The sequence below is a fragment of the Pseudomonas sp. HLS-6 genome, from assembly GCF_002753995.1.
Lineage (GTDB): Bacteria > Pseudomonadota > Gammaproteobacteria > Pseudomonadales > Pseudomonadaceae > Aquipseudomonas > Aquipseudomonas defluvii.
This window is the reverse complement of the sequence record NZ_CP024478.1, coordinates 594,364-621,029: the sequence shown is the minus strand read 5'-3', so window position 1 is coordinate 621,029 and position 26,666 is coordinate 594,364. Positions and strand designations below refer to the sequence as shown.

The window sequence follows — 26,666 nt, the reverse complement described above, 5'->3', positions numbered from 1 at the left end:
TTGACCAATTCCGACGCTGCAGCTCGGAATTGGCGCTGCGAAAATTACTCGTCGTCGTCGAAGTTGTAGCTACCCGGCGCCAGGTTCTCGAAGCGCGTGTATTTACCGATGAACGCCAGCCGGACAAAGCCGATCGGGCCGTTCCGCTGCTTGCCGATAATGATTTCGGCAATGCCTTTGTGTTCGGTTTCCGGATGGTAGACCTCATCGCGGTAGACGAACATGATCACGTCAGCATCCTGCTCGATCGCTCCGGATTCCCGCAAGTCGGAGTTCACCGGGCGCTTGTTCGGCCGCTGCTCAAGGGAACGGTTAAGCTGCGACAGTGCGATGACCGGGCAGTTGAACTCTTTGGCCAGCGCCTTGAGCGAGCGGGAGATCTCGGAGATCTCGTTGGTACGGTTGTCACCGCTGGAGCCCGGGATCTGCATCAACTGCAGGTAGTCGATCATGATCATGCCGATCTCGCCATGCTCGCGCACCAGACGACGGGTACGGGCACGCATTTCCGACGGGCTGATACCGGCCGTATCGTCGATGAACAGCTTGCGATCATTGAGCAGGTTGACTGCCGATGTCAGGCGCGGCCAGTCATCGTCATCGAGCTGGCCGGAACGGATCTTGGTCTGGTCGATACGCCCGAGCGACGAGAGCATACGCATGATCAGCGATTCGCCTGGCATCTCGAGGGAGTACACCAGTACCGCCTTGTCACTGCGCAGCACCGCATTCTCCACCAGGTTCATGGCGAAGGTGGTCTTACCCATCGACGGACGGCCGGCGACGATGATCAGGTCAGCGGGCTGCAGACCGCTGGTCTTCTCGTCCAGGTCGGTATAACCCGTGGAAATACCGGTGATATCGCTGTCGGAGTTGAACAGGGTATCAATACGGTCAATGGCCTTGGTCAGCAGTTCGTTGACCCCAACCGGGCCACCGGTCTTCGGACGCGCTTCGGCGATCTGGAAGATCTGCCGTTCGGCTTCGTCGAGAATCTCTGCCGCGTTGCGACCCTGCGGGTTGAAGGCACTGTCGGCAATCTCGCTGCTGATACTGATCAGCTGACGCAGGGTTGCCCGCTCACGAATGATCTGCGCATAGGCCTTGATGTTGGCGACCGATGGCGTGTTCTTGGCCAGCTCACCGAGGTAACCCAGCCCACCCACCTGGGAGCTCAGACCTTCCCGATCCAGCTGCTCATGCAGGGTTACCACATCGAACGGGGTGTTCTGATCGGCCAGCTTGTAGATCGCACGGAAGATCAGGCGGTGGTCATGCCGGTAGAAGTCGCCATCCGAGACTTGATCCAGCACGCGCTCCCAGGCGTTGTTGTCCAGCATCAGGCCACCGAGCACAGCCTGTTCGGCCTCGATGGAATGCGGCGGCACCTTCAGGGCAGCGGTTTGCAGATCGTATTGTTCGGGAGCGGATATCTCGTTCATGGCCACACGGAAATCAGGGAGACGAAAAAGACAAAGGGCACGACCTGCCTAGCAGGATCGTGCCCGATGTTAACCGGCTGACACGCGAGGTGCCAGCCGATTGGTGCAGCTTAGGCTGCGACAACAACCACGCGAACGGTGGCTTCAACATCGCTGTGCAGGTGCACGGCAACGTCGTATTCGCCAACATTACGGATGGTGCCGTTCGGCAGACGAACTTCAGCTTTAGCCACTTCAACGCCGGAGGCGGTCAGGGCATCAGCGATGTCGTGGGTGCCGATCGAACCGAACAGCTTGCCTTCGTCGCCAGCGGTGGCAGTGATGGTCACTTCCAGCTCGGCCAGTTGGGCAGCGCGGGTTTCAGCAGAAGACTTCTTGTCTGCAGCCAGTTTTTCCAGCTCGGCGCGACGCTCCTCGAACGCAGCCAGGTTGGCAGCGTTGGCAACGGTGGCCTTGCCTTGCGGCAGCAGGTAGTTACGGCCGTAACCAGCCTTAACATTTACCTTATCGCCCAGGTTGCCCAGGTTGGCGATTTTTTCCAGCAGGATCAGTTCCATTTGGTAATAACCTCTTAACTTTTAACCTTCACCGTTCGCGGAACCGTTGTCGGCACCATTTTTTGGTGCCCCGCGGCCGCGAAAATCAATCAGGCTGTCGACAATGGCCAACACCACGAGCAACGGATAAATCAGCTGCATGAACAGCAGCAGTGTCACGTACAACCCAACCAGCCAGAACCTTGCCAGCCGGCCCTGCGCCACCAGCCCATGCAACAGGGCAGCCCCTGCAAACATCAGCGGTACACTGCAAATCGGCGTCAACATCGCCAACCCGGCCCCGAAATTGGGCCCGATCAGCATGCACGCCAGCAGCACCAGCGCCGGCACCAGCGGTAGTCTGACGGCGCGAAACTCGCGACCGAAGCCACCCGGGTTATACAACACTGCCTGCCAGTAGCGACCCAACATCAGGGCCAACAGACTGACGGCTTGCAACAACGCGGCGATCAGGCCGTAGAGAACTGGCGCGATAAGGCTACCCAGGTGCGCTCGCTCTTCTACCGTCAACTGCTGGTAGAGCCCGTCGAGCATTTGCGGCAAGGCTTTCTCAAGCGCTTGTGACAAAGCTTCGACCGGTTCGCGGAAAACCGACCCAAGAACCACACCGTACACCAACCCCAAGGCAGTGCTGATCAACAGCACCCTGTTCCAGGACTGCCCAGCGCGTAAAAACGCAGCCAGGCCAAGCGTTCCCAACAGCACCATCAAGATGCGTGGGTCACCGAAGAACCACCAGGCCAACGCGGGCAACAAAGCCCAGGCGAGGACACCGGAGGCGTCACTGAAACCGCGCCGCAGGAACACCAGGCTCCCGGCGGCGGCACTCAACCAGAACAGCAGCGGCATTGCCGCACAACCAACCACCACTAAAGTGGCCTGCACGCGACCGCGCATGATGAAATCAGCCAAGGCGCGCATGCGTTCTATCCCTTGCTACTTGTCGACGACCCGGTCTCAGCGGCCGTGGCTGTCGGTGTAGGGCAGCAGGGCCAGGAAGCGGGCGCGCTTGATAGCGGTAGCCAGCTGACGCTGATAACGAGCTTTGGTACCGGTGATACGGCTTGGAACGATCTTGCCGGTTTCGGATACATAAGCTTTCAGGGTGTTGAGATCTTTGTAATCGATCTCTTTCACTTCTTCAGCAGTGAAGCGGCAGAATTTACGACGACGGAAGAAACGTGCCATGTAATTGGCTCCTCAAAAGGTCCGTGGATTACTCGTCAGCGTTATCGCTGTTGTCGCTGTTGTCGCTGTCATCGCCTTCGGCGCTGTCAGCATGCTCAGGACGGTCGCGACGCTCACGGCGCTCACTGCGGTTCTCTTCAGCCTTGAGCATCTCGGACTGGCCGGTAACGGCTTCGTCGCGACGGATGACCAGGTTACGGATCACGGCATCGTTGTAACGGAAGTTGTCTTCCAGCTCGGCCAGGGCCTTGCCGGTGCACTCAACGTTCAGCATCACGTAGTGAGCCTTGTGAACATTGTTGATTGCGTAGGCCAGTTGACGACGGCCCCAGTCTTCCAGACGGTGGATTTTGCCGCCGTCTTCTTCGATCAGCTTGGTGTAACGCTCAACCATGCCGCCGACTTGCTCGCTCTGGTCAGGGTGGACCAGAAAGATGATTTCGTAATGACGCATGAATGCTCCTTACGGGTTGTAGTCTGCCACCAGAGTGGTCAGACAAGGAGTGAATGACACTTGTATGTCCTGCCTTGGAAAGAGGCACATGCGCGCCTGCCAACACGACAAGGGCCGCAATTGTAGAGAAGCGCCCGCAGACAAGCAAGGTAATTGGTGATTATTTGAACAACGTTGCGCAAGAGAAGCGCGACGCTCTACAGCCCTTAGCGACAAGGCCCGCGCCTGCAGCATCGCTGTAGACGCGGGCCTTGGCAGGCCGTCATGCGCGGCGCTGGCGCACCGCTTCAAACAGGCAGACGCCTGTAGCCACCGAGACGTTCAGGCTGCTGACACTGCCGGCCATGGGCAATTTCACCAGGAAGTCACAGTGCTCGCGGGTCAGGCGACGCATGCCTTTGCCTTCGGCACCCATGACCAGCACGATCGGGCCGGTCATGTCCTGCTGATACAACTCCTGCTCGGCCTCGCCGGCCGTGCCGACGACCCACAAGCCACGCTGCTGGAGTTTTTCCAGTGTCCGCGCCAGGTTGGTCACCGCGATCAGCGGGATAACCTCGGCGGCACCGCAGGCCACCTTGCGCACGACAGGCGTCAGGGTCGCCGACTTGTCCTTGGGCACGATCACCGCGGTTGCACCGGCCGCATCGGCGGTACGCAGGCAGGCACCCAGGTTGTGCGGGTCGGTTACGCCATCGAGCACCAGGATCAACGGCGAGCCCTCGGTACGCTCAAGCAGTTCCTCGAGCATGTTCTCGCCCCAGACCTGGCTCGGGCTGACCTCGGCCACCACGCCCTGGTGAACGCCCTCGACCCAGGCATCCAGTTCACGCCGCTCCGCCTGACCGACCGCTACGCGGTTCTGCCCGGCCAACTCCAGCAACGCCTGGATGCGTGGTTCGCTGCGCCCTTCAGACAACCAGATCTGCTTGACCCGCTTGGGATGGTGGCGCAACAGGGCCTCTACGGCATGCACGCCGTAGATTTTTTCCAACTGACTCATGACTTGCCCTTCTTACGCGGAGCAGCGCCAGACTTCGGCGGCCCCTTGCGGTGTTTGCTTGGCTTGGCCGCAGGCTTGCCGGACGACGACTTGCCAGCGGCGTGACTGCCCTTGGCGTCGGCCATCAAGGCCTTTTTCATTTCGCGGCTCTTGCGCACCTCGGCATTCTTCGCCGCCGCATGGGACGGGAAGTAAGCCTCGGCAGTCTCGCTTTTCTTGCTGCGACGCGACGGTTCGGCGCTTGGCGCTGGCGCCGCGGCCTTCTCGGCAGCAGGCTCGGAGCCCGAGCGTTGCTTGCGACCGATCGGCGCGCTGAGGGTTTTCTCGGCCATCTCGAAGTCGATCTTGCGCTCGTCGAGATCGACACGCATGACCCGCACTTCAACGGTATCGCCCAGGCGGAACGTGCGACCGGTACGCTCACCAGACAACCGATGGTGAACCGGATCGAAGTGGTAGTAATCGCCCGGCAAGGCACTGACATGCACCAAGCCTTCCACGTAGATGTCGGTCAGTTCGATGAACAGGCCGAAACCGGTCACGGCCGTGATCACGCCCGGGAAGCTCTCGCCCACGCGGTCCTTCATGTACTCGCACTTGAGCCAGTTGACCACGTCGCGGGTCGCCTCGTCGGCGCGCCGCTCGCTCATCGAGCACTGTTCACCCAGCTGCTCCAGGGTGTTCTCGTCGTACGGGTAGATCCGTGCCTTCGGAATGCTCATGGCCCCGGCGCGCTTGACGTGCGGGGTGTCCTGACGCGAACGGATCACGCTGCGGATGGCCCGATGGGTCAGCAGGTCGGGATAACGGCGAATCGGCGAGGTGAAGTGGGTATACGCCTCGTAATTCAGGCCGAAGTGACCATGGTTATCGGCGCTGTACACCGCCTGGCTCAGCGAGCGCAGCATGACGGTCTGGATCAGGTGGAAGTCCGGACGGTCGGCGATTTGTGCCAACAGCGCCTGGTAATCCTTCGGCGACGGACCATCCTTGCCCTTGTGCAGCGACAGCCCCAGCTCACCGAGGAAGGCACGCAGCTTTTCCAGGCGCTCCGGTGGCGGACCGTCATGGACCCGGTACAAGGCCGGAATTTCATGCTTCTTGAGGAACTCGGCAGTGGCAACGTTGGCCGCCAGCATGCACTCTTCGATCAGCTTGTGAGCATCGTTACGCACAGTCGGTCGAATTTCCGCGATCTTGCGCTCGGAACCGAAGATGATCCGGGTTTCCTGAGTCTCGAAATCAATCGCGCCACGGCTGTGACGAGCGGTCAACAGCACCTTGTACAGCGCATAGAGCTGCTTGAGGTGCGGCACCACGCTGCTGTACTCGTCACGCAGGGCTTTGCCCTCACGCGTACGCGAATGCTCAAGCATGCTGCTGACCTTGTTGTAGGTCAGACGCGCATGGGAGTGGATCACCGCTTCATAGAACTGGTAGTCGACCATCTGGCCAGACTTGTTGATGGTCATTTCACAGACCATCGCCAAGCGGTCGACATGCGGGTTCAGCGAGCACAGCCCGTTGGACAGCTCTTCGGGCAGCATTGGCACGACGCGCTCGGGGAAGTACACCGAGTTGCCGCGCACCTGCGCCTCGGCGTCCAGTGCCGAACCGAGGCGAACATAGCTGGACACGTCGGCGATAGCGACATAGAGGCGCCAGCCTCCGGAGAACAGGCGCAGCTTGCCCAGGCTCTCGCAGTAGACCGCATCGTCGAAGTCGCGGGCGTCTTCACCGTCGATGGTGACGAACGGCAGGTGGCGCAGGTCAATGCGCTTTTCCTTGTCCTTCTCTTCGACGTCCGGCTTGAGCTTGCGGGCTTCCTTGATGACGGCTTCCGGCCAGACATGCGGGATGTCGTAGCTACGCAGCGCGACGTCGATCTCCATGCCCGGCGCCATGTAGTTGCCGATGACTTCGACGATGTCGCCTTGAGGCTGGAAGCGGGGTGTCGGCCAGTGGGTGATTTTCACCTCGACGAACTGGCCGATCTTGGCGTTGCCACTGCGCCCCGGGGTCACCAGCACTTCCTGCTGGATTTTCGGGTTATCCGGCGTTACGAAGCCAATGCCGCCTTCCTCGAAGTAACGGCCAACGATGCTTTCATGGGCACGGGAGATGACTTCGACCAGCACACCCTCGCGGCGACCACGGCGGTCAACGCCGGAAACGCGAGCCAGGGCTCGGTCACCGTCAAACACCAGACGCATCTGCGCCGGGCTGAGGAACAGGTCTTCAGTGCCGTCATCCGGGATCAGGAAGCCGAAACCGTCGCGATGGCCGGAGATGCGGCCGAGGATAAGGTCCAGCTTGTCCACCGGGGCATAAGTGCCGCGCCGGGTATAGATCAACTGACCATCACGCTCCATGGCACGCAACCGGCGGCGCAGGGCTTCGATCTGGTCCTCGGTCGTCAGGCCAAACTCCTCCACCAACTGCTCACGGGCAGCTGGCGAACCTCGTTCAGCGAGGTGCTGCAGGATCAGCTCACGGCTGGGGATGGGGTTTTCGTATTTTTCCGCTTCACGAGCGGCCTCGGGATCGAGGGTCTGCCAATCGGCCATTAGGAGGGGTTCACCTTGTCTATATAAGGGTTAGTTTGGCATAGGCGTATTGAAACCGGAAATTTCGGCCTTGGACAGCCCCGCCAGAGCCCTGTGAGGGGCTATAAGTGCTGTCATTGGACAACAACTTGAATTTTTTAAGATTTTTTCCAAACAGGGCTTTACAGCCGTTTTGAGCATCCGTATTATGCGCACCACAGCGACGGACACCGTCGTTATAGTTGAGAAGCAACGTGATGTGAAGCATCATGTGACCTTAACGAAATGCCCAGATGGTGAAATTGGTAGACACGCCAGCTTCAGGTGCTGGTGACCTTACGGTCGTGGAAGTTCGAGTCTTCTTCTGGGCACCAATTTCAAATTTCAGATTAGCGTAACGCATCTGGAATTTATGCAACACGCTACACCGTTTCATGCTTCAACGCTTTACTTTTGCCCAGATGGTGAAATTGGTAGACACGCCAGCTTCAGGTGCTGGTGACCTTACGGTCGTGGAAGTTCGAGTCTTCTTCTGGGCACCATATTTCTAAAGAAACCCGCGAAAGCGGGTTTTTTTATGCCTCGCGAAAAGCACTTATCCCCCGCCTTCAGCTAAAACCCTCCCTCTCAGTAAAGGCGAATGGCAACGATAGCCTGCTCATGAATTTTTCCTCACAGGCGTACTTGAGAAACAATATCGTTTATTATTGTTTCCAGATTTGTACCCGTAAGCGAGGAAGTACCCGCATGACGATTCGCATCAAACCGATTTTGCGCGGCCTGGCCGCTTCCCTGTTCACACTGGCACTGGGTACCCCTCCGGCCATGGCCGCCGACCCCGTGTCGCTGACCCTGTACAACGGCCAACACAAGGAAATCGGTGAAGCCATCGCCAAAGCCTACGAGGCCAAGACCGGCATTCACATCAATATCCGCAAGGGCAGCAGCAACCAGCTGGCCAGCCAGATCATCGAAGAAGGCGATCGCTCACCCGCCGACGTCATCTACACCGAAGAGTCGCCCCCCCTGAACAACCTGGGTGAACTCGGCCTGCTGGCCAAGATCGACGATGCAACCTTGCAGGTTCTGCCCAAGGAATACGTTGCCAACAATGGCACCTGGATGGGTGTAACCGCACGTACGCGCGTCGTCGCCTTCAACCCCAAAGTGATCGACGAAAAGTCGCTGCCGCCTTCGGTCATGGATTTCGCCAACCCGGAATGGGACGGCAAGATCGGTTTCGTCCCTACCAGCGGCGCCTTCCAGGAACAGGCCGTTGCAATCCTCAAACTCCACGGCCGCGAAGCCGCCGAGGAATGGCTGACCGGCCTGAAAGCCTTCGGCAAGACTTACACCAACAACATGGTCGCGCTCAAAGCCGTGGAAAATGGTGAAGTCGCTGCGGTACTGGTCAACAACTACTACTGGTATGCCCTGAAAAAAGAGCGCGGCCAGCTCGATTCGAAGCTCTACTACCTTGCCGATGGCGATGCCGGCGGCCTGGTGACCATTTCCAGCGCGGCAGCGGTCAAGGCCAGCAAGCACCCACAGGAAGCCCAGGCGCTGCTGGCCTGGATGGCCAGTGAAGAAGGCCAACGGGTGATCACGCAAACCACCGCCGAATACCCGCTGCACAAAGGCATGGTCTCTGATCAGGGCCTGAAGCCATTCGAAGACCTGCGTCCACCGAAAATCACCCCGGCCGATCTGGGTAACGCCGAGGAGGCCCTGGAACTCGAACGCGAAGTTGGCCTGCTCTGATGAGCGCCGCCCTGCCCTTGGCGGCCTCCGCCGCCTATGTACCGCGACGAAAGCGCCCCTCGATCTGGGTGATGCTGCCGGTTCTGCTGCTGGTCGGGCTCAGCCTGCTGCCGTTGCTGTATGTTGGGCTCAAGGCCTGGCAGGCAGGGCTGCACGAAGCCTTGCGCCTGCTCTGGCGACCCTTTGTATGGGGCCTGATGCGCAACACGCTGCTGCTGATGGTCGGCGTTACGCTTGCGTGCGCGATACTCGGCCTGGCGCTGGCTTGGCTGCTGGAACGCAGCGACTTGCCGGGAAGGCGCCTGTGGGGCGTCGTCCTGTGCCTGCCATTTGCCGTGCCCGCGTTTGTCAGCGGCTTTACCTGGGTATCCCTGAGCCCGCGTTTCGAGGGGCTGGGCGGGGCGATTCTGGTGATGGCGCTGTCCAAGTACCCCTTGGTGTTCCTGCCGGTGGCCGCAACACTGCGCAACCTCGACACCTCCCTGGAAGAGTCGGCACGCACCCTGGGCCAGAATCGCTGGGGAGTGTTCTTCAGAATCACCCTGCCACTGCTCTGGCCGTCGATTCTCGGCGGCAGCCTGCTGATCGCCCTGCACATGCTGGTGGAGTTCGGCGCCCTGTCGATCCTCGGGCTACAAACCTTCACCACGGCGATTTACCAGCAATTCGAGCTGGAGTTCAGCAATGCCAATGCAGCCATGCTGTCAGCCGTGCTGCTGTTCATGTGCCTGCTGATGCTATGGCTGGAGTTGAGGGTGCGCGGCAAGGCACGCCATGTACGTATCGGCCAAGGCGTGGCACGTCGTGCGGCTCCCGTGCGCCTGCGTGTATGGACGCCCATCGCACAACTGTTCTGCCTGATACTGATGTTATTGGGCAGCGGCATTCCGCTGGGCATGCTCGCATACTGGCTCAGCGTCGGCTCTTCGGCAGCCTTCCCGGTCGCCGATATCAGCCGGGCACTGGTCTCCTCATTGTCGCTATCGCTGGGCGGTGCCGGGGTAAGCCTGCTGCTGGCGCTGCCAGTGAGCTTCCTGGTGGTGCGCTACAAGGGACGCCTGGCAGTCTGGGCTGAGCGCCTGCCGTATTTGTTACATGCCCTGCCGGGGCTGGTGATTGCCCTGACGCTGGTGTACTTCGCCTTGCACTACGTGCCCGCCCTGTACCAGACCACCGGGCTGTTGCTGCTGGCCTATGCACTGCTGTTTCTGCCACTGGCTCAGGCGCCGGTGCGCACAGCACTGAACAAGGCCTCCCCGCAACTGGAAGAGGCAGCACGTACCCTTGGCGCAACGTCGTTTGGCGCCTTCTGCCGGGTGACCCTGCCGATCATCTTCCCGGCACTGGCAGCAGCTTTTGCGCTGGTCTTTCTGGATGCCATGAAAGAGCTCACGGCAACCCTGCTGCTCAGCCCGACAGGCATGACCACGTTGGCTACCGAGGTATGGGCACACACCGCCAACGTCGAGTTTGCGGCAGCAGCGCCCTATGCAGCCCTGTTGATCCTTGTCTCGGGCCTGCCGGTGTATCTGCTGACCACACGCATGTACCTGAACCGGGCCTGACACTGCCGACAGCCGCTGATCGATCAGCGGCTGTCGATCAGTTGTTCAGGCACGGAACTGCCCTAGGCTGGCCTTGAGCTGAGCCGCCAGATCGTCCAGCACTTTACTGCTGGCCGTCGTTTGCTGAACCACCCTGGCAGCGCGCTCAGCTTGCTCATGAATGGTTTCCACTCGACCACGTACTGCCTGCGCCCCCCTGGCCTGCTCCTCAGCCGCACGGGTTGCCATACCGATGGCCGCATGCACCTGCTCGACCGAGGCCTGCACGGCCTGCTGTACCCGCGCATTGTCACGCAGCACCAGCAACCCCTCGCTGGCTTGACGCCCAGCCTGGCTGATCGCCGCAACGGCCTCCCGCGCCCCCTGCTGCAAGGCCCCGATGTGCGCTTGAATATCACCCGTTGAGCTCTGAGTCTTGCTGGCCAGCGCGCGCACCTCATCCGCGACCACGGCAAAGCCCCGGCCTGTTTCACCCGCACGAGCCGCCTCGATGGCCGCATTAAGCGCAAGCAGGTTGGTCTGCTCGGCAATACCGTGAATCACCGTCAACACCACTTCAATCTGCTCGCTCTGCTCAGCCAGTCGCTCGATCACTTTCGAGCCGGTCTGCACCTGCCCGGCCAAGGCTTCGATCAGGCCGGCCACCTGAGCCGAGGTACGGCTGCCTTCATCCGTGGCCTGGCGAATGTCCACAACCTGTTGCAGGGCAGACTGCATTACCTGACTTTCGTTCTGCGCCTCATCAGCCATGGCCGACAAGGCACGCAGGCTTTCGGCCACTTCATCACGCTGCAACTCGGCCGCCGCATCGGCGCCGGCATTGTGCTGGGCCATGACACCGATTTCGATGCCCGTACGCTGTGCCACTTCACCGGCTTCGCGAACAATCGGCTGTAACTTGTCGACAAAGCGGTTGACCGCCGTCGCCATGTCACCAATTTCGTCACGGCTATCAATCGGCACACGTTTGGTCAGATCACCCTCGCCAGCGGCCAAGTCGTTAAGCGCGGCAATGAGCAAACACAACTTGCTGACGACCCGATGGCCCAGCACCACCGCCACAACCAGAAGCACGCCAAGACCGACCAACGCCAGCCCCAGACCAATGTTCCAGCGCAACGTAGCAGCGGCTTCCTGAACGCTCTGCGAGGTATTCGCCTGCATGCCCGCAGCACTGGCCTGCGCCGCCTCCAAACGCGCACGCAAGGCCTTGGTGCTGTCTGCCGCAGCCCCCATCAGGCTCTCACCCACCAATTGATCACCGCTGGCGATCAACGCCGCGAAGCGCTGATCCAAGGCCTGCAGTTCGTGTTCGACTGACGACGTGGATACCCCCATGAGCACTTTGCCGATCTCGACACCATTAGGGTTGATCGGCGCCTCGACGAAGTACACCGACGGATCGTTGCGCGCAGCATTGACCACCTTGTCCAGCGCCCGCTCTCCCTCACCCTTTTCCAGCAAGGCCTGGTTGATCGGGTTTTGCCGGTTCAGGTAACGGGTCAGGTGCTGACCCTGAGCATCGTCGTAGACCACAAAGAGCACATTGGGATTGCGCTGGGCCCGTCGCGAGAACTCCGATAGGGTAGGCACATCGTTGTCCCACATCGCTCTTGGCGCCACAGAGGCCAGCAACTCAGCCATATCATTGGCCGAGTCCTTGAGGTTCTTTTCCAGGGTGGCTCGTAACTGCGCCTGCTCGCTTTCCAGGCGAGCCGAGAGCCCGCCCGTCAGGCGCTGACGTGTACTGGCCGAAAGGCTGTCCAGACCGGAGCTGACCTCCTGCTCCGCACGCTCCAATTCAGCCGACAATTTCTGACTGTCGACCCCCAAACGATTACCCAAATCCGCTTCAAGCGTGGTCACCGTGCTCCGGGTAAGCGCTACCGCTACCAGCACTTGCACCAAAAGAGCGATACCAAGGGCAACAAAGACAGGCCGCAACAGGCGGCTTCGTAACAGTGAGAGAACGGCTGACACGAAAGAACCCTCTACTTTCTGGCGCCATTAAAATGATGGCTCACCTGTAACGGTTCTCTTAGCAATCCCCATGCCGCACTCCCGATAAAATGCCTGAGCACTGCGCTTCCTGTGGGATCAGCACCAGTCTTTGGCTTAAAAAAAACCCCCGCTAAAAAGCGGGGGTTTGTGTTTAACGCAAACGTATATCAGGCAAACGGATGACGCAGCACGATGGTCTCGTTGCGGTCAGGGCCGGTGGAGATGATGTCGATCGGCGCGCCGACCAGCTCTTCCACACGCTTGATGTAGGCACGGGCGTTGGCCGGCAGTTCTTCCAGGGTCTTGGCACCCAGGGTCGACTCGCTCCAGCCCGGCATTTCTTCGTAGACCGGCTCCAGGCCGATGTAGCTGTCGGCATCGGTCGGTGCATCGATAACCGCACCGTTCTCGTTCTTGTAGCCAACGCAGATACGGATGGTTTCCAGGCCGTCGAGGACGTCCAGCTTGGTCAGGCACAGGCCGGAGATGCTGTTGATCTCGATGGCGCGACGCAGGATCACGGCGTCGAACCAGCCACAACGGCGGGCACGGCCGGTGGTAGCACCGAACTCATGGCCACGCTTGGCCAGGAAAGCACCAACGTCGTCGAACAGTTCGGTCGGGAATGGACCGGAGCCAACGCGAGTGGTGTAGGCCTTGGTGATACCCAGGATGTAGTCCAGGTACATCGGGCCAAAACCGGAACCGGTGGCGATACCGCCAGCAGTAGTGTTCGAGCTGGTGACATACGGGTAGGTGCCGTGGTCGATGTCCAGCAGCGAACCCTGGGCACCTTCGAACATGATGTCCTTGCCGTCGCGACGCAGAGCATGCAGCTCGGCAGTGACGTCGAGCATCATCGGCTTCAGCTCTTCTGCAAAGGCCATGCACTCGTCCAGGGTCTTCTGGAAGTCGATCGCAGGCTCTTTGTAGTAATTGACCAGCACGAAGTTGTGGTAGTCCAGCAGCTCGCCGAGCTTGGCAGCGAAACGCTCACGGTGGAACAGGTCACCGATACGCAGGCCGCGACGGGCAACCTTGTCTTCGTAGGCCGGGCCGATGCCACGACCGGTGGTGCCGATCTTCAGCTCGCCACGGGCCTTTTCACGGGCCTGGTCCAGCGCTACATGGTAGGACAGGATCAGCGGGCAGGATGGGCTGATGCGCAGGCGCTCACGCACCGGTACACCTTTTTCTTCCAGCTTGGTGATTTCACGCAGCAGGGCGTCTGGTGCAACCACCACGCCGTTGCCGATCAGGCACTGCACGCCTTCGCGCAGTACGCCCGATGGAATCAGGTGCAGCACGGTCTTCTCGCCGTCGATCACCAAGGTGTGACCGGCGTTGTGACCGCCTTGGTAGCGCACTACGGCGGCAGCATGTTCGGTCAGCAGATCGACGATCTTGCCTTTGCCCTCATCACCCCACTGGGTGCCCAGGACTACGACATTCTTACCCATAACACTTGTCCTCATTCGCGCAAACTTGGCGCCGGGCATCGCCGGCGGGAAAACTCAAATGGCCAGTGGCAGAACCTGCCAAAGCCCGTTTTGCTGAATCAATTGCCGATCACAATCTGCCTCGCGGGCGGCGGACAACGGTTGCCCAGGCAATGCCTGAACCACACGCTGACCTTCGCTACGCAACTGGCAGACCTGTTGCCAAAGCGCGGCATCGCTGCTGTCGGGCATCCAGATCCCGCCAGACGGCAACACGACTTCGGCTCGCCCCAGTGTGACCAGGGTCTTCAAATCCGTAGAGAAACCGGTGGCCGGACGCGCCCGACCGAAATCCGCGCCGATATCATCGTAGCGGCCGCCCTGGGCGATCGACTGACCGACACCCGGAACGAACACGGCGAACACAACGCCGGTGTGGTAGTGATAACCACGCAACTCGCCCAGGTCGAAATACAGCGGCAGGTCTGGATAACGCGCGGACAAGCGCTCGGCAATCGCCAGCAGATCATCCAGCGCAGCCAGTACCGCTGCAGGTGCACGCCCCAGGCGCACACGCGCCGCTTCCAGCACTTCTCGCCCGCCGCACAATTCGGTCAGGGCGCGCAGCATGCCGCCCAGCTCTGCCGGAAGGTTTGCCGTGAGCGCTTCAACTTCGTCGACGGCCTTGCGCTGCAGTGCGTCGAACAACTGCTGCTCAACCGCACCGGACAACCCGGCGGCACGCGCCAGGCCGCGGTAGATACCGACATGCCCGAGGTCCATGTGCACGTCCGCCACGTCAGCCAGTTGCAGCGTTGCGAGCATGAGGCTGATCACCTCGACGTCGCTGACCGGGCTGGCATCGCCATACAGCTCGGCGCCCAGCTGAATCGGGCTGCGCGAGGTCGAAAGCGCCCGAGGCAACGCATGCAGCACGCTGCCGGCATAGCACAGTCGGTTTGGGCCCTCACGACGCAGGGTGTGCGCGTCGATACGCGCCACCTGCGGCGTGATGTCGGCACGGAAGCCCATCTGCCGACCGGATTGTGGGTCGACGACCTTGAAGGTACGCAGGTCCAGGTCCTGGCCGGCACCGGTAAGCAGCGATTCCAGGTACTCGATATGAGGGGTTACGACAAACTCGTAGCCCCAGCTCTGGAACAGATCCAACACCTGACGACGCGCGATTTCGATGCGCGCCGCTTCCGGTGGCAGTACTTCTTCGATGCCATCTGGCAGCAGCCAGCGGTCTACCGTTGCCATTACGCCATTCCTCTTGGGTCCCGACGGCCTGTCCGCAGGCCCGCCTTGAGTGAAGCAGGTATCGCCTGACGCCGCCTGTACAGGCGCTTCAAGCCGGGGCGATACCCTCGAAAACCTTGCTGCGCTGCCGATCAAACATGCAGACGCAAAAAAGCCGGGAATTTCCCGGCTGCCGCATCATACACCCGTTTTCGCGCAGGATCACCCCGCCAGAGGTATTAGCCGCCCGGCGGGGTACATCATCAAGGCTTGGTCTTGCCCATGAAGCGGAAGAAATCGCTGCTTGGGTCGAGTACCAGCACGTCGCTCTTGTTCGCGAAGCTCTCACGGTAGGCCTTGAGACTACGGTAGAACGCGTAGAACTCCTGGTCCTGGCCGTAGGCCTTGGCATAGATGGCCGCTGCCTGGGCATCGCCATCACCACGCACCTCTTCCGACTCGCGATAGGCTTCAGCCAGCAGCACACGGCGCTGACGGTCAGCATCGGCACGGATACCTTCAGCCAGCTCGTTACCCTTGGCACGGTGCTCACGGGCTTCACGCTCACGCTCGGTGCTCATGCGCTCGAACACGCTGCGGTTCACTTCCTTCGGCAAGTCGATGGCCTTGACCCGAACATCGACGACTTCGATGCCCAGCTCCTTGCTGGCCATGCGGTTCAGCGAAGCGGTGATGTCCGCCATCAAGGCGTCACGCTCACCGGACACCACTTCGTGCAGGGTACGCTTACCGAACTGGTCACGCAGGCCGCTTTCCAGACGACGCGACAGACGCTCGTCGGCGATCTGCTTCAGGCCCGAGGTAGCGGTGTAGAAGCGCTCGGCGTCCTTGACCCGCCATTTGGCGTAGGCATCGACCATCACGGCTTTCTTCTCCAGCGTCAGGAAACGCTGGGTCGGAGCATCGAGGGTCATCAGGCGGGCATCGAACCTGCGCACCTGGTTAACGTACGGCACCTTCACGTGCAGGCCAGGCTGAACGTCAGTTTTCACCACACGACCGAATTGCAGCAACACGGCGCGTTCGGTCTGGGCAACGATGTAGAAGCTGTTCCAGGCCACGATCGCCAGCACTACGCCAACGATCAGGGCGATCAGCGATTTATTGCTCATCAGCGGCTCTCCCTAGAACGCGACTCACGTTGCTGCTGTTGCAGGTCAGTGGCAGCACGGTTGGCTGCATCATTGACCGAGACCGGCACGCTGCTCACAGGACCACTACTGCGCGTGTTTTCGATCATCTTGTCCAGCGGCAGGTAGAGCAGGTTGCTCTGGCCGTCTTTGCCAGAGACCAGCACCTTGCTGGTGTTGCTGTAGACTTCCTGCATGGTGTCCAGATACAGACGCTGACGGGTCACCTCAGGCGCCTTGCGGTACTCGGCCACCAGCTTGGTAAAGCGATCCGCCTCACCCTTGGCACGAGAAACCACTTCGTCGCGATAACCGTTGGCGTCCTCGATGATACGCTGCGCCTGACCACGGGCTTCCGGCACCACGCCATTGGCGTAGGTTTCAGCCTGGTTGCGGGCACGCTGCTCGTCTTCACGGGCGCGAATCACGTCATCGAAAGCTTCCTGCACTTCACGCGGGGCTGCCGCGCTCTGCACGTTCACCTGAGTGACGGTGATACCGGTACGGTAGGTGTCGAGGAAACGCTGCAGGCGCTCCTTGATCTCGACCGCCATCTGTTCACGGCCTTCGGTCAGCACCTGATCCATCGCGGTGGAGCCCACCACGTGGCGCAATGCGCTGTCGGTCGCGTGCTGCAGGCTGACTTCAGGCTGATCGACGTTCAGCACGAAATCCTGCAGGTTGGTGATCTTGTACTGCACGGTCAACGGCACTTCGACGATATTCTCGTCTTCAGTCAGCATTTGCCCCTGCTTGGTGTAGGCACGCTCGCGGGTGACGTTTTCCATGTACTTGCGATCGATCGGCGGGAAGTAGATGTTCAGGCCCGCGCCAACCGTTTCGTAGTATTTGCCGAAGCGCAGAACGACTGCCTGCTCCTGCTCGTCAACCACATAGACGGCGCTGTAAAGCCAGATAGCCGCCAACACGGCGAGACCGACACCCAGCAGGCCAAAACCACCGCCCTTGTTGGTGCCGCTGTCGCCGCCACGTTTCTTGCCACTGCCGAACATACCGTTCAGGCTGTCCTGCAGCTTGCGGAAGGCTTCGTCGAGATCCGGCGGCCCTTTCTTGTCGCCACCACGGCGGCCACCCCAAGGGTCCTGATTGTTCGAGTTGCCACCCGGCTCATTCCAAGCCATAGCGCTCTCCATCTGATAAAGCAAAGACGCGCTCACGGCGCGCCGTCCAATGCTACAGAATGCCTGTCACGGCTGCCTGACCGCTAGGCCTGGCATTTATTGCAAAGTGTGTTGCTCGATGAAATCCAACGGTTTCATCCCTTCACGACTGACCAGTCGATTGAACTCTATTCGCGACAACCGCACCGCCAGCAGGCTGTTACCTTCTTCATCGTGTTCTTCGCTCTGCACCGCACCGAGCGCAAAGAACTGCGCACGCAATCGCGCATAGCGCTGCTCAAGGCGCAAGGTACCGATGAACAGGTCATCCCCCAGCAATTCGGCAATCGCCTGCCCGACCAGCTCCAGACCGCGTCCGTCACGTGCCGACACCCAGACACGTTGCGGTTTACCTTCTTGGTTACGCTGAATCTGAGGCTCTACACCTTCAAGCAGGTCGAGTTTGTTATACACCTCAAGTATCGGCAAGCCTTCAGCACCGATCTCACTGAGTACGGCCATGACTTGCTCTATCTGTGCCATGCGCTCCGGCTCATGGGCATCGATCACGTGCAACAGCAAATCAGAGTTGCTCGACTCTTCGAGCGTAGCTCGAAAAGCTTCAACCAGCTTGTGCGGCAGATGACGAATGAAGCCCACGGTATCGGCCAGCACGATCGGCCCGACATCGTCGAGTTCAAGGCGGCGCAAGGTCGGGTCGAGGGTGGCGAACAGCTGGTCGGCTGCATACACCTCGGAGGCGGTCAGGGCATTGAAGAGGGTCGACTTGCCGGCGTTGGTATACCCCACCAGCGAGACTGACGGGATGTCTGCACGCTTGCGTCCACGACGCGCCTGCTCACGCTGGCTGCGCACCTTTTCCAGGCGTGCCTTGATTTGCCGCAGACGGACTCGCAACAGGCGACGGTCGGTTTCCAGCTGGGTTTCACCCGGGCCTCGCAGACCAATACCGCCCTTCTGTCGCTCGAGGTGGGTCCAGCCGCGTACCAGGCGCGTGCTCATGTGCTCTAGCTGAGCCAGCTCAACCTGCAGTTTGCCTTCGTGGGTACGTGCGCGCTGGGCGAAGATATCGAGAATCAAACCGGTACGGTCAAGCACGCGACACTCGAAAACGCGTTCGAGGTTACGTTCCTGACTGGGCGTCAGGGTGTGATTGAAAATCACCAGGTCCGCTTCTTCGGCTTTGACCAGGTCGCGCAACTCCTCGACCTTGCCAGTGCCAATCAGGAATTTGGCGGAAGGCTGGTGTCGCGTCACCGTGACGAACGCAACGATATCGGCACCTGCCGACACTGCCAGCTCCTGAAACTCCTGCGGGTCTTCGCGCGCCTCAGGGTCCTGACCTTCCAAGTGAACGAGGATCGCCCGTTCACCACCACCGTGGCGCTCAAAGAACAAAGCAGACTCCTATCAGGCGTTACCTGGCTCAGCGTCACCGTGTTCGGCATCAGCTGCGCTTGGCAGACGGATTGGACGCACTGGAACCACTGTCGAGATAGCGTGCTTGTAAACCATTTGGCTGACGGTGTTCTTCAGCAGAATCACGAATTGGTCAAACGATTCGATCGTGCCTTGCAGTTTGATGCCGTTGACCAGATAGATCGAGACCCCGACCTTTTCTTTTCGCAAAGTATTCAAGTAAGGGTCTTGTAGCGAATGCCCTTTTGACATGTGCCGCACTCCTGTAAGGATCAATAGTAAGAAAATTCAAAAAAACTGATGGCTCAGGCCGCCCCACCCCAAGGATAGACGGCAATTGCAAGGACTCAGCTCAATATGGAGGCCGATCCCAAGTATTTCAAGGTGCGAGACAGATTGTCGCAAGCCAGGCTATCCAGCCAGTGCAGATCAGCCCAACTACGCAACCAGGTAAACTGCCGCTTCGCCAACTGGCGAGTGGCAATAATGCCGCGCTCCTGCATTTCAACTGAAGTCAACTTGCCATCGAGATGATCCCATACCTGGCGATAACCGACTGCTCGTATAGACGGCAATCCGGCATGCAAGTCACTTCTGGCACGCAGCAATCGGACCTCATCAACGAAGCCCTGTTCCAACATTTGACCAAAGCGCAGTGCAATTCGCTCATGCAGAACCTGCCGGTCCTTCGGTGCGATCGCCAAACTGGCGACAGTATAGGGCAATTGCCCCTGTCCCGACGCGCCTAGTACGCTACTTTGCGCAGATTGACGCTCTCGATGGGCCGTCATGCTCAAGCCGCTGACCCGATAGACCTCCAGCGCACGCATCAGCCGCTGCGGATCATTGGGATGAATACGCGCCGCCGATACCGGATCGATGGCCGCCAGTTGATCGTGCAGGGCTTGCCATCCAAGGCGCTGGGCTTCGCCTTCGATTTCCGCCCGCACCTGCGGATCGGCGGGCGGCATATCAGCCAACCCTTCGAGCAGCGCCTTGTAGTACAACATGGTACCGCCCACCAACAGCGGGATATTGCCCCGCGCAGTGATTTCAGCCATGGCTTCCAGGGCATCGCGCCGGAAGTCCGCGGCCGAATAGCTCTCGGCGGGGTCCAGAATGTCGATCAGGCGATGCGGGTGAGCCGCCAGAATATCCTTGGACGGCTTGGCTGTGCCGATATCCATACCGCGATAGACCAGCGCAGAGTCAACGCTGATCAGTTCGCAGGGCAATACTTTTGTAAGTTCGATGGCCAGATCGGTCTTGCCCGCGGCAGTCGGGCCCATCAGAAAAATTGCCGGTGGCCTGGAAGCAGGCATATCAACGACCACGCAAGAACAGTTTGTCCAGGTCATCCAGGCCCAATTGGGTCCAGGTCGGACGACCATGGTTACATTGACCGCTGCGCTCGGTGTTTTCCATATCGCGCAGCAAGCCATTCATTTCTGCCACCGCCAGGCGGCGATTGGCACGCACCGCGCCATGACAGGCCATGGTGCCCAACAACTCGTTCAAGTGTGCCTGAATACGGTCACTGGTGCCGTACTCCATCAGGTCGGCCAAGACATCCTGAACCAGGCGATTGGCTTCAGCCTGCTTGAGCAAGGCCGGAATCTGCCGGATTGCCAGGGTTTCCGGGCCAAGGCGCTGCAACTCGAAGCCCAGGCGCTGGAACCACTGGGCATGCTCTTCAGCACAGTCAGCCTCACGCTGACTCAATGCCAGCGACTCCGGCACCAACAGTGGCTGCCCACTAAGCCCCTCACTGGCCATGGCGATTTTCAGGCGCTCATACATGATCCGCTCATGGGCCGCATGCATGTCCACCAGCACCAGCCCCTGAGCGTTTTCGGCCAGGATATAGATACCCTTGAGCTGGGCCAGGGCATAGCCCAACGGCGGAATGTCGCCCTGGCCTTCCGGCAAGGCGACCGCTGCAGTTTCGGGCAGCGGGGCAAAGAACTCGCGGTAGACACTCTGGGTTTCCGCCGTTGGCATCGGCGAAGCAGGGCGCGGGGTGTACTGATACCCGTAACCGGCACCCGAACCACTGCCGGCCGGACGAGACACAGGCTCGGCCACAGGCTGCTCGAGCAGGTTGGCCGCCAGGCGCATCTCGCCCTGAGGACCAAACTCGCCCGCCGCCAGCCCACTCGGCCGAATCGCTTCAGGCACTGCCGCAGGCGCCGCCACCTGATCTTCCGGACGAACATCAGCCAGCGCCCGGTGCAACGTGCCGTAGAGGAAGTCATGCACCATACGGCCGTCACGGAAGCGTACTTCGTGCTTGGTTGGATGCACGTTGACGTCGACACCCGTAGGGTCAACTTCGAAGAACAGCACAAAGGTCGGATGCCGGCCGTTGAACAGCACGTCGCGGTAGGCCTGGCGTACCGCATGAGCCACCAGCTTGTCGCGCACGGCCCGACCGTTGACGAAGAAATACTGCTGGTCTGCCTGGCTGCGGGAGAAGGTCGGCAAGCCGACCCAGCCCCACAGGTGCAAGCCGTTACGCTCGATCTCGATCGGCAACGCCTGCTCAAGGAACGCGGGGCCGCAAACCGCGGCAACGCGCCGCGCCCGAGCCACATCGTCATTGGCCTCATGCAGGCTCAGGATGGTCTTGCCGTTATGGCGCAAGTGGAACGCCACATCGAAACGTGCCAGCGCAAGGCGCTTGATGACTTCCTGAAGGTGATCGAATTCGGTCTTTTCAGTCTTGAGGAACTTGCGCCGGGCCGGCGTATTGAAGAACAGGTCCCGGACTTCCACCGACGTTCCTACCGGATGCGCCGCAGGCTGCACCCTTGGCGCCATGTCGCGCCCCTCGGTTTCGACCTGCCAGGCCTGGTCGGCGTCACGGGTGCGCGAGGTCAGGGTCAGGCGTGCAACCGAGCTGATCGACGCCAGCGCCTCACCGCGAAAACCCAGGCTCATTACCCGTTCCAGGTCTTCGAGGTCGCGAATCTTGCTGGTAGCGTGGCGTGCCAGCGCCAGTGGCAGATCATCGGCAGAGATACCGCTACCGTCATCACGCACGCGCAGCAGTTTGCCCCCCCCCTGCTCCACGTCCACATCGATACGCCGGGCGCCGGAATCAAGACTGTTCTCCAACAGTTCCTTGATCACCGAAGCCGGACGCTCAACAACTTCACCGGCGGCAATCTGGTTGGCGAGCCTAGGGCTAAGCAGCTCGATTCGAGCGCTGGTATTCATTGCTGGGCCGCCAGGGTGGCACTGGGAATGTCCAGGTTCTGACCAACCTTCAGTTCATCGGTCTTGAGGCTGTTGGCACTGCGCAGCGTCGCCACGCTGACCTGATAACGCACGGCAATCATCGCCAGCGTTTCGCCAGGACGCACCACATGTTCACGTGGCCCCTGGGCGATCTTGCCGCTGTCACGCAGCCAGGCCACATAGGTGCCCGGCGGCGGGTTTTGCTGGAAGAACTGCCGCACGCCACTGTGGATAGAACGCGCCAGCGACTGCTGATGGCTAGGCGTGGCCAGCTTGGACGCCTCGTTGGCGTTAGAGATAAACCCGGTTTCCACGAGGATCGACGGGATATCCGGCGACTTCAGCACCATGAAGCCTGCCTGTTCAACCCGACGCTTGTGCAACGGGGTGATACGGCCAATGTTACCCAGCACCTTTTGCCCAACGTTCAGGCTGGAACTCAGCGAGGCGGTCATCGACAGGTCGAGCAGTACGCCGGCCAGCATACGGTCCTTGTCGTCCAGGCTGACGTTACCGGCACCACCGATCAGGTCGGAACGGTTCTCGCTGTCCGCCAGCCAGCGCGCGGTTTCCGACGTCGCACCACGGTCGGACAAGGCAAACACCGAGGCACCGAAAGCTGCCGTGGAGGGCGCCGCGTCGGCGTGGATCGAAATGAACAGGTCGGCGCCTTTCTTGCGGGCAATCTCGGTACGTTTACGCAGCGGGATGAAGTAGTCGCCGGTACGGGTCAGTTCGGCGCGAAAGCCCTTCTCGGTATTGATCTGGCGCTGCAGTTCCTTGGCGATCGCCAGGACAATGTCTTTCTCATGCTGGCCACGCGAGCCCGAGGCGCCCGGGTCTTCACCGCCGTGACCGGCATCGATGGCGATGACAATATCGCGCTTGCCGTTCGGTACCGGCGGCAATTTGATCGCAGGCTGCGCAGGCGTGACCGGAACGGCAGGCGCGGTTGCAGTGGTCGGCGGCGGTGCTGGCGTCGACGGCGAGGTATCGGCGTCCTGATCGAACAGGTCCACCACCAGGCGGTTACCGTACTGCTGATTCGGAGCCAGAATGAAACTCTTGGGGTTGACTGCCTTGCTAAGGTCAATCACCACACGCAGGTCAGTCGGGGTACGTTGCGCCGAGCGCACACTGGTAATCGGGGTATTGGCAGTGGGAAGCGACAGCGGCGCGGCCATGGTAGCGCCGTTGATGTCGATCACCAGGCGATCCGGCGCACTCAGCGTGAATACGCTGTGCTGCACAGGCCCCGACAGGTCGAATACCAGCCGCGTGTTGTCCGGCGCCCGCCACAAACGCACGCTTTTGACTTGAGTGACGGCCAAAGCGTCAACGGTCACGACCGTAAGCAATAGTCCTACGACGGCAACCAGTGCGCGAATGCGCATACCTATCCCCATTTTCTATTTGAATTCCAAGGCCAGAGCGACACACCAGGCTTCGCCGCGCGAGCCCTGCGGCAACAGGCTCAGCGAACGACCGCCCGCTTGTGGGCTTATGGTAATGGTCAGGTCAGGCTTTGGCAAAATGCCCGCCCCCTTTTGGGGCCACTCCAACAGACACAGGGCGTCATCATCAAAATAGTCACGAATGCCCATGTACTCGAGCTCCTCGGGATCGACCAGACGATACAGGTCAAAGTGGAAGGCACGCTTGTCACCTATCTCATAGGGTTCCACCAGGGTAAACGTCGGGCTTTTCACCGCGCCACGATGCCCGAGCCCACGGATAATGCCGCGCGACAGGGTAGTCTTGCCCGCCCCGAGGTCGCCCTCGAGAAAGATCACGCCACGACCTTCAGTCACCTCGGCAATACGTGCGCCGAAATCGACCATGGCCTGCTCATCGGCCATAAACAGGGTTACACCTGACACGCTGAATGCTCCTCCAACAACTGACGAATCTCTGGAATCAGGTCACTGGCCGCCAGGCCACGCCCTTTTTCACCCTGCCGCTCTCCGGCACGGGCATGCAACCAAACACCAAGACAGGCGGCCTGCCATGGTGCCATTCCCTGCGCCAGCAGTGCCCCCAGCACACCACTGAGCACATCACCCAAGCCTGCTGTCGCCATGGCCGGATGCCCATGCTGACACATGGCCAGATGACCATCCGGAGCGGCAACCAGGCTGCCGGCGCCCTTGAGAATGCACACCGCCGCATATTTGCGCGCCAGCTTGCGTGCCGCCCCGGCCCGGTCCACCTGCACCGCTTCGGTGGCGATACCCAGCAAACGTGCGGCCTCACCCGGATGCGGGGTCAGAATGCTATGGGCGGGCACCGACAAGGGCGAGCGCGCCAACAGGTTCAACGCATCGGCATCCCACACCTGCGGCAACCCCACATCAACAAGGGCTGACAACAAGCTACGACCCCAAGCCGCCTGCCCCAGACCTGGCCCCACCACCAACACCGAGGCACGTGACAACGGCGCCATCAACTGGTTGGCCGACTGCACACCCAGGCTCATCACTTCCGGCAACCGCGCCTGCGCTGCAGCCAGGTGTTCGCCACGGGTCGCCAGTGAAACCAGCCCGGCACCACAGCGCAGGGCAGCCTCTGCCGCCAGAAGCCCGGCACCGCCGGTGCCGCGATCCCCACCGATTACCAGCACATGACCAAACTGGCCCTTATGTGCATCAACGGGTCGTGCTGCCAGCAACGGCAGGCTGTCGCCCTCAAGCGTCAGCACGTCTTTTGCGATGTGTTTGGTATGCGGCATGCGTACTGGGCTCCGATGTCTGGCAGAATTATACGCACCTGAGTCCTGATTGCCTTGTTTAGCATGCCTGTTCCTGTCACTGATCTTCCCGCCCTGGCCCAATCCATCAAGGAATGGGGCCGCGAGCTTGGCTTTGCCCATGTCGGCATTGCCGGGGTGGCACTTGGCGAGCATGAAAAACACCTGGAGCGCTGGCTTGAAGCCGGTTACCACGGCGAGATGGACTACATGGGCGCCCACGGCAGCAAGCGCTCGCACCCTGAAGAACTGGTGCCCGGTACGCTACGGGTGGTTTCGCTGCGCATGGACTACCTACCAGGCGACACCCAGATGGCACAGCGCCTGGCGCAACCCGAAAAAGCGTACATTTCCCGCTACGCCCTGGGCCGCGACTATCACAAGCTGGTCCGCAAGCGTGTTCAACAACTGGCCGAGCGTGTCCAGCAGGCTATTGGCCCCTTTGGCTTTCGCGCCTTTGTCGACAGTGCCCCGGTGCTGGAAAAAGCCATCGCCGAGCAGGCCGGGCTCGGCTGGATCGGCAAAAACACCCTGCTGTTGAACCGCAAGGCCGGCAGCTACTTCTTCCTTGCCGAACTGTTCGTCGACATTCCACTGCCCGTCGACCCGGCACAGACCAGCGAGCATTGTGGTCGCTGCAGTGCCTGCCTGGATATCTGCCCGACCAAAGCCTTCGTCGGCCCCTATGTACTGGATGCCCGACGCTGCATTTCCTACCTGACCATCGAGCTGAAAAACGCCATCCCCGAAGACCTGCGCGCCCTCATTGGCAACCGGGTCTTCGGTTGCGACGACTGCCAGATTGTCTGCCCCTGGAACCGCTTTGCTCGCCCAACCGAAGAGCGCGACTTCAAGCCTCGACACAACCTGGACAACGCCGAGTTGGCCGAGCTGTTTCTCTGGGATGAAGAAAAATTCCTGGCCAGCACCGAGGGCTCGCCGTTGCGCCGGGCCGGCTATGAGCGCTGGCTGCGCAACCTTGCCGTGGGCCTGGGCAACGCGCCCTCGAGCATTCCCGTGCTGGAAGCCCTCAAGGCGCGTCGCGACTACCCTTCCGATCTGGTACGCGAGCACGTCGAGTGGGCGCTAAGGCAACATGCCGAGCGGTTGTCACCCCTGTCGGTTTGATCATTGCTCGTCGTTGTAATGGAACTTGGGCATTTCCCAGTGAAAGCGAATGGCCAATAGGCGCAACAGGAAGCCGCCGAACAAGGTGAGCAGAATGGCCTGCTCGCCTGGCAGCTCCAGCGCAACGCAGGCCAGGTAGCACCAGGCCGCAGCGAAAGAGACGCTGGCATAGAGCTCACGACGGAATATCAGTGGGATGTCGTTGCAGAAGATGTCGCGCAGGATGCCGCCGAAGACCCCGGTAATGACCCCACTGATCGAGGCAACCAAAAAGCTCTGGCCCATTTCCAGGGCAGTCATGCAGCCAATCAGGGTGAAGGCCACCAACCCCAGCGCATCAAGCACCAGGAACAGCGAACGCAGGTGGCGCATCAAGGGGGCAATGAAGATAGTGACCAGCGCCGCAACACTGGTCAGCACCAGGTACTCGGGGTGCTTGACCCAGGTCAGCGGGTAATGCCCCAGCAGTACATCCCGCACCGAGCCACCGCCCAGTGCGGTAATGCAGGCGATCAGCACCACGCCGAACCAATCCATGCCGCGACGACCGGCCGACAACGCACCCGTCATGGCTTCAGCGGTGATTGCAATCAAGTAGAGCATCAACAACATGGTGCAGATCCGAGCAAAGGGGCGCGCAGT

At 60.6% G+C, this 26,666-nt stretch carries 23 protein-coding genes and 2 tRNA genes; 5 read left to right on the top strand and 20 right to left on the bottom strand.

All coding sequences use genetic code 11. From position 1 onward, the window contains the following. Positions 1-44 precede the first annotated feature (44 nt). The 7 genes from dnaB to rnr form a co-directional block, all read right to left on the bottom strand. On the bottom strand, positions 45-1,442 hold the full coding sequence (gene dnaB / locus CS390_RS02740) for a replicative DNA helicase (RefSeq protein ID WP_065757973.1): 1,398 nt from the start codon (positions 1,440-1,442) through the stop codon (positions 45-47). Positions 1,443-1,552: 110 nt separating this feature from the next. Beyond that, positions 1,553-1,999 (bottom strand): 50S ribosomal protein L9, encoded by a 447-nt coding sequence (gene rplI, locus CS390_RS02735; protein ID WP_065757894.1) that lies wholly within the window; start codon positions 1,997-1,999, stop codon positions 1,553-1,555. Between the two features lie 21 nt (positions 2,000-2,020). Beyond that, a complete protein-coding gene (locus CS390_RS02730) occupies positions 2,021-2,920 on the bottom strand; it encodes a hypothetical protein (RefSeq protein ID WP_065757893.1) in 900 nt (299 codons plus the stop codon). Positions 2,921-2,956: 36 nt separating this feature from the next. After that, positions 2,957-3,187, bottom strand: a complete 231-nt coding sequence (rpsR, locus tag CS390_RS02725) for a 30S ribosomal protein S18 (RefSeq protein ID WP_065757892.1) — start codon at positions 3,185-3,187, stop codon at positions 2,957-2,959. Positions 3,188-3,215: 28 nt separating this feature from the next. Further along, the gene (rpsF, locus tag CS390_RS02720) at positions 3,216-3,641 is read right to left on the bottom strand and encodes a 30S ribosomal protein S6 (RefSeq protein ID WP_065757891.1); all 426 of its coding nucleotides are present in this window, start codon (positions 3,639-3,641) and stop codon (positions 3,216-3,218) included. Between the two features lie 262 nt (positions 3,642-3,903). Further along, a complete protein-coding gene (gene rlmB, locus CS390_RS02715) occupies positions 3,904-4,644 on the bottom strand; it encodes a 23S rRNA (guanosine(2251)-2'-O)-methyltransferase RlmB (RefSeq protein ID WP_065758766.1) in 741 nt (246 codons plus the stop codon). Continuing rightward, complete coding sequence (gene rnr / locus CS390_RS02710) at positions 4,641-7,211, bottom strand: ribonuclease R (RefSeq protein ID WP_099773415.1); 2,571 nt, start codon at positions 7,209-7,211, stop codon at positions 4,641-4,643. The genes rlmB and rnr overlap by 4 nt, the downstream gene beginning before the upstream one ends. Before the next feature lie 266 nt (positions 7,212-7,477). Between rnr and CS390_RS02705 the strand changes: the two genes are divergently transcribed. From CS390_RS02705 to CS390_RS02690, 4 genes are all read left to right on the top strand, one after another. Beyond that, positions 7,478-7,564, top strand: a tRNA-Leu gene (locus CS390_RS02705). Positions 7,565-7,645: 81 nt separating this feature from the next. Beyond that, a tRNA-Leu gene (locus tag CS390_RS02700) sits at positions 7,646-7,732 on the top strand. A 205-nt stretch (positions 7,733-7,937) separates the two neighbouring features. Further along, positions 7,938-8,951: an extracellular solute-binding protein gene (locus tag CS390_RS02695; protein ID WP_065758764.1), complete on the top strand. Its 1,014-nt coding sequence runs from the start codon at positions 7,938-7,940 to the stop codon at positions 8,949-8,951. Beyond that, positions 8,951-10,516, top strand: a complete 1,566-nt coding sequence (locus tag CS390_RS02690; protein WP_065758763.1) for an iron ABC transporter permease — start codon at positions 8,951-8,953, stop codon at positions 10,514-10,516. The genes CS390_RS02695 and CS390_RS02690 overlap by 1 nt, the downstream gene beginning before the upstream one ends. Before the next feature lie 45 nt (positions 10,517-10,561). Here CS390_RS02690 and CS390_RS02685 read toward each other — a convergent pair whose 3' ends face one another. The 12 genes from CS390_RS02685 to CS390_RS02630 form a co-directional block, all read right to left on the bottom strand. Further along, positions 10,562-12,496, bottom strand: a complete 1,935-nt coding sequence (locus tag CS390_RS02685) for a methyl-accepting chemotaxis protein (protein ID WP_099773414.1) — start codon at positions 12,494-12,496, stop codon at positions 10,562-10,564. Between the two features lie 188 nt (positions 12,497-12,684). Continuing rightward, a complete protein-coding gene (locus CS390_RS02680) occupies positions 12,685-13,977 on the bottom strand; it encodes an adenylosuccinate synthase (protein ID WP_065758761.1) in 1,293 nt (430 codons plus the stop codon). Positions 13,978-14,031: 54 nt separating this feature from the next. After that, positions 14,032-15,219, bottom strand: a complete 1,188-nt coding sequence (locus CS390_RS02675) for an ATP phosphoribosyltransferase regulatory subunit (protein ID WP_099773413.1) — start codon at positions 15,217-15,219, stop codon at positions 14,032-14,034. Between the two features lie 242 nt (positions 15,220-15,461). After that, the gene (gene hflC, locus CS390_RS02670) at positions 15,462-16,331 is read right to left on the bottom strand and encodes a protease modulator HflC (protein ID WP_065758759.1); all 870 of its coding nucleotides are present in this window, start codon (positions 16,329-16,331) and stop codon (positions 15,462-15,464) included. Further along, a complete protein-coding gene (gene hflK, locus CS390_RS02665) occupies positions 16,331-17,491 on the bottom strand; it encodes an FtsH protease activity modulator HflK (RefSeq protein WP_099773412.1) in 1,161 nt (386 codons plus the stop codon). The genes hflC and hflK overlap by 1 nt, the downstream gene beginning before the upstream one ends. A gap of 96 nt (positions 17,492-17,587) precedes the next feature. Further along, positions 17,588-18,889, bottom strand: a complete 1,302-nt coding sequence (hflX, locus tag CS390_RS02660; RefSeq protein ID WP_065758757.1) for a ribosome rescue GTPase HflX — start codon at positions 18,887-18,889, stop codon at positions 17,588-17,590. Between the two features lie 12 nt (positions 18,890-18,901). Continuing rightward, positions 18,902-19,162, bottom strand: a complete 261-nt coding sequence (hfq, locus tag CS390_RS02655) for an RNA chaperone Hfq (RefSeq protein ID WP_065758756.1) — start codon at positions 19,160-19,162, stop codon at positions 18,902-18,904. A gap of 95 nt (positions 19,163-19,257) precedes the next feature. After that, positions 19,258-20,232 carry a tRNA (adenosine(37)-N6)-dimethylallyltransferase MiaA gene (gene miaA / locus CS390_RS02650; protein WP_099773411.1) on the bottom strand — a complete coding sequence of 325 codons (975 nt, stop codon included), beginning with the start codon at positions 20,230-20,232 and terminating at the stop codon, positions 19,258-19,260. A gap of 1 nt (position 20,233) precedes the next feature. Then, positions 20,234-22,129, bottom strand: coding sequence for a DNA mismatch repair endonuclease MutL (gene mutL, locus CS390_RS02645; RefSeq protein WP_099773410.1), 1,896 nt, complete (start codon positions 22,127-22,129; stop codon positions 20,234-20,236). Then, positions 22,126-23,556: an N-acetylmuramoyl-L-alanine amidase gene (locus tag CS390_RS02640; RefSeq protein WP_176717405.1), complete on the bottom strand. Its 1,431-nt coding sequence runs from the start codon at positions 23,554-23,556 to the stop codon at positions 22,126-22,128. Before CS390_RS02640 ends, mutL begins: the two co-directional genes overlap by 4 nt. A gap of 3 nt (positions 23,557-23,559) precedes the next feature. Beyond that, complete coding sequence (gene tsaE, locus CS390_RS02635; RefSeq protein ID WP_099773409.1) at positions 23,560-24,030, bottom strand: tRNA (adenosine(37)-N6)-threonylcarbamoyltransferase complex ATPase subunit type 1 TsaE; 471 nt, start codon at positions 24,028-24,030, stop codon at positions 23,560-23,562. Further along, positions 24,018-24,878, bottom strand: coding sequence for an NAD(P)H-hydrate dehydratase (locus CS390_RS02630; protein WP_099773408.1), 861 nt, complete (start codon positions 24,876-24,878; stop codon positions 24,018-24,020). Before CS390_RS02630 ends, tsaE begins: the two co-directional genes overlap by 13 nt. Positions 24,879-24,941: 63 nt before the next feature. Between CS390_RS02630 and queG the strand changes: the two genes are divergently transcribed. Further along, on the top strand, positions 24,942-26,024 hold the full coding sequence (gene queG / locus CS390_RS02625; RefSeq protein ID WP_065758750.1) for a tRNA epoxyqueuosine(34) reductase QueG: 1,083 nt from the start codon (positions 24,942-24,944) through the stop codon (positions 26,022-26,024). Here queG and CS390_RS02620 read toward each other — a convergent pair whose 3' ends face one another. Further along, positions 26,025-26,636, bottom strand: a complete 612-nt coding sequence (locus CS390_RS02620; RefSeq protein WP_065758749.1) for a trimeric intracellular cation channel family protein — start codon at positions 26,634-26,636, stop codon at positions 26,025-26,027. Positions 26,637-26,666: the final 30 nt, after the last annotated feature.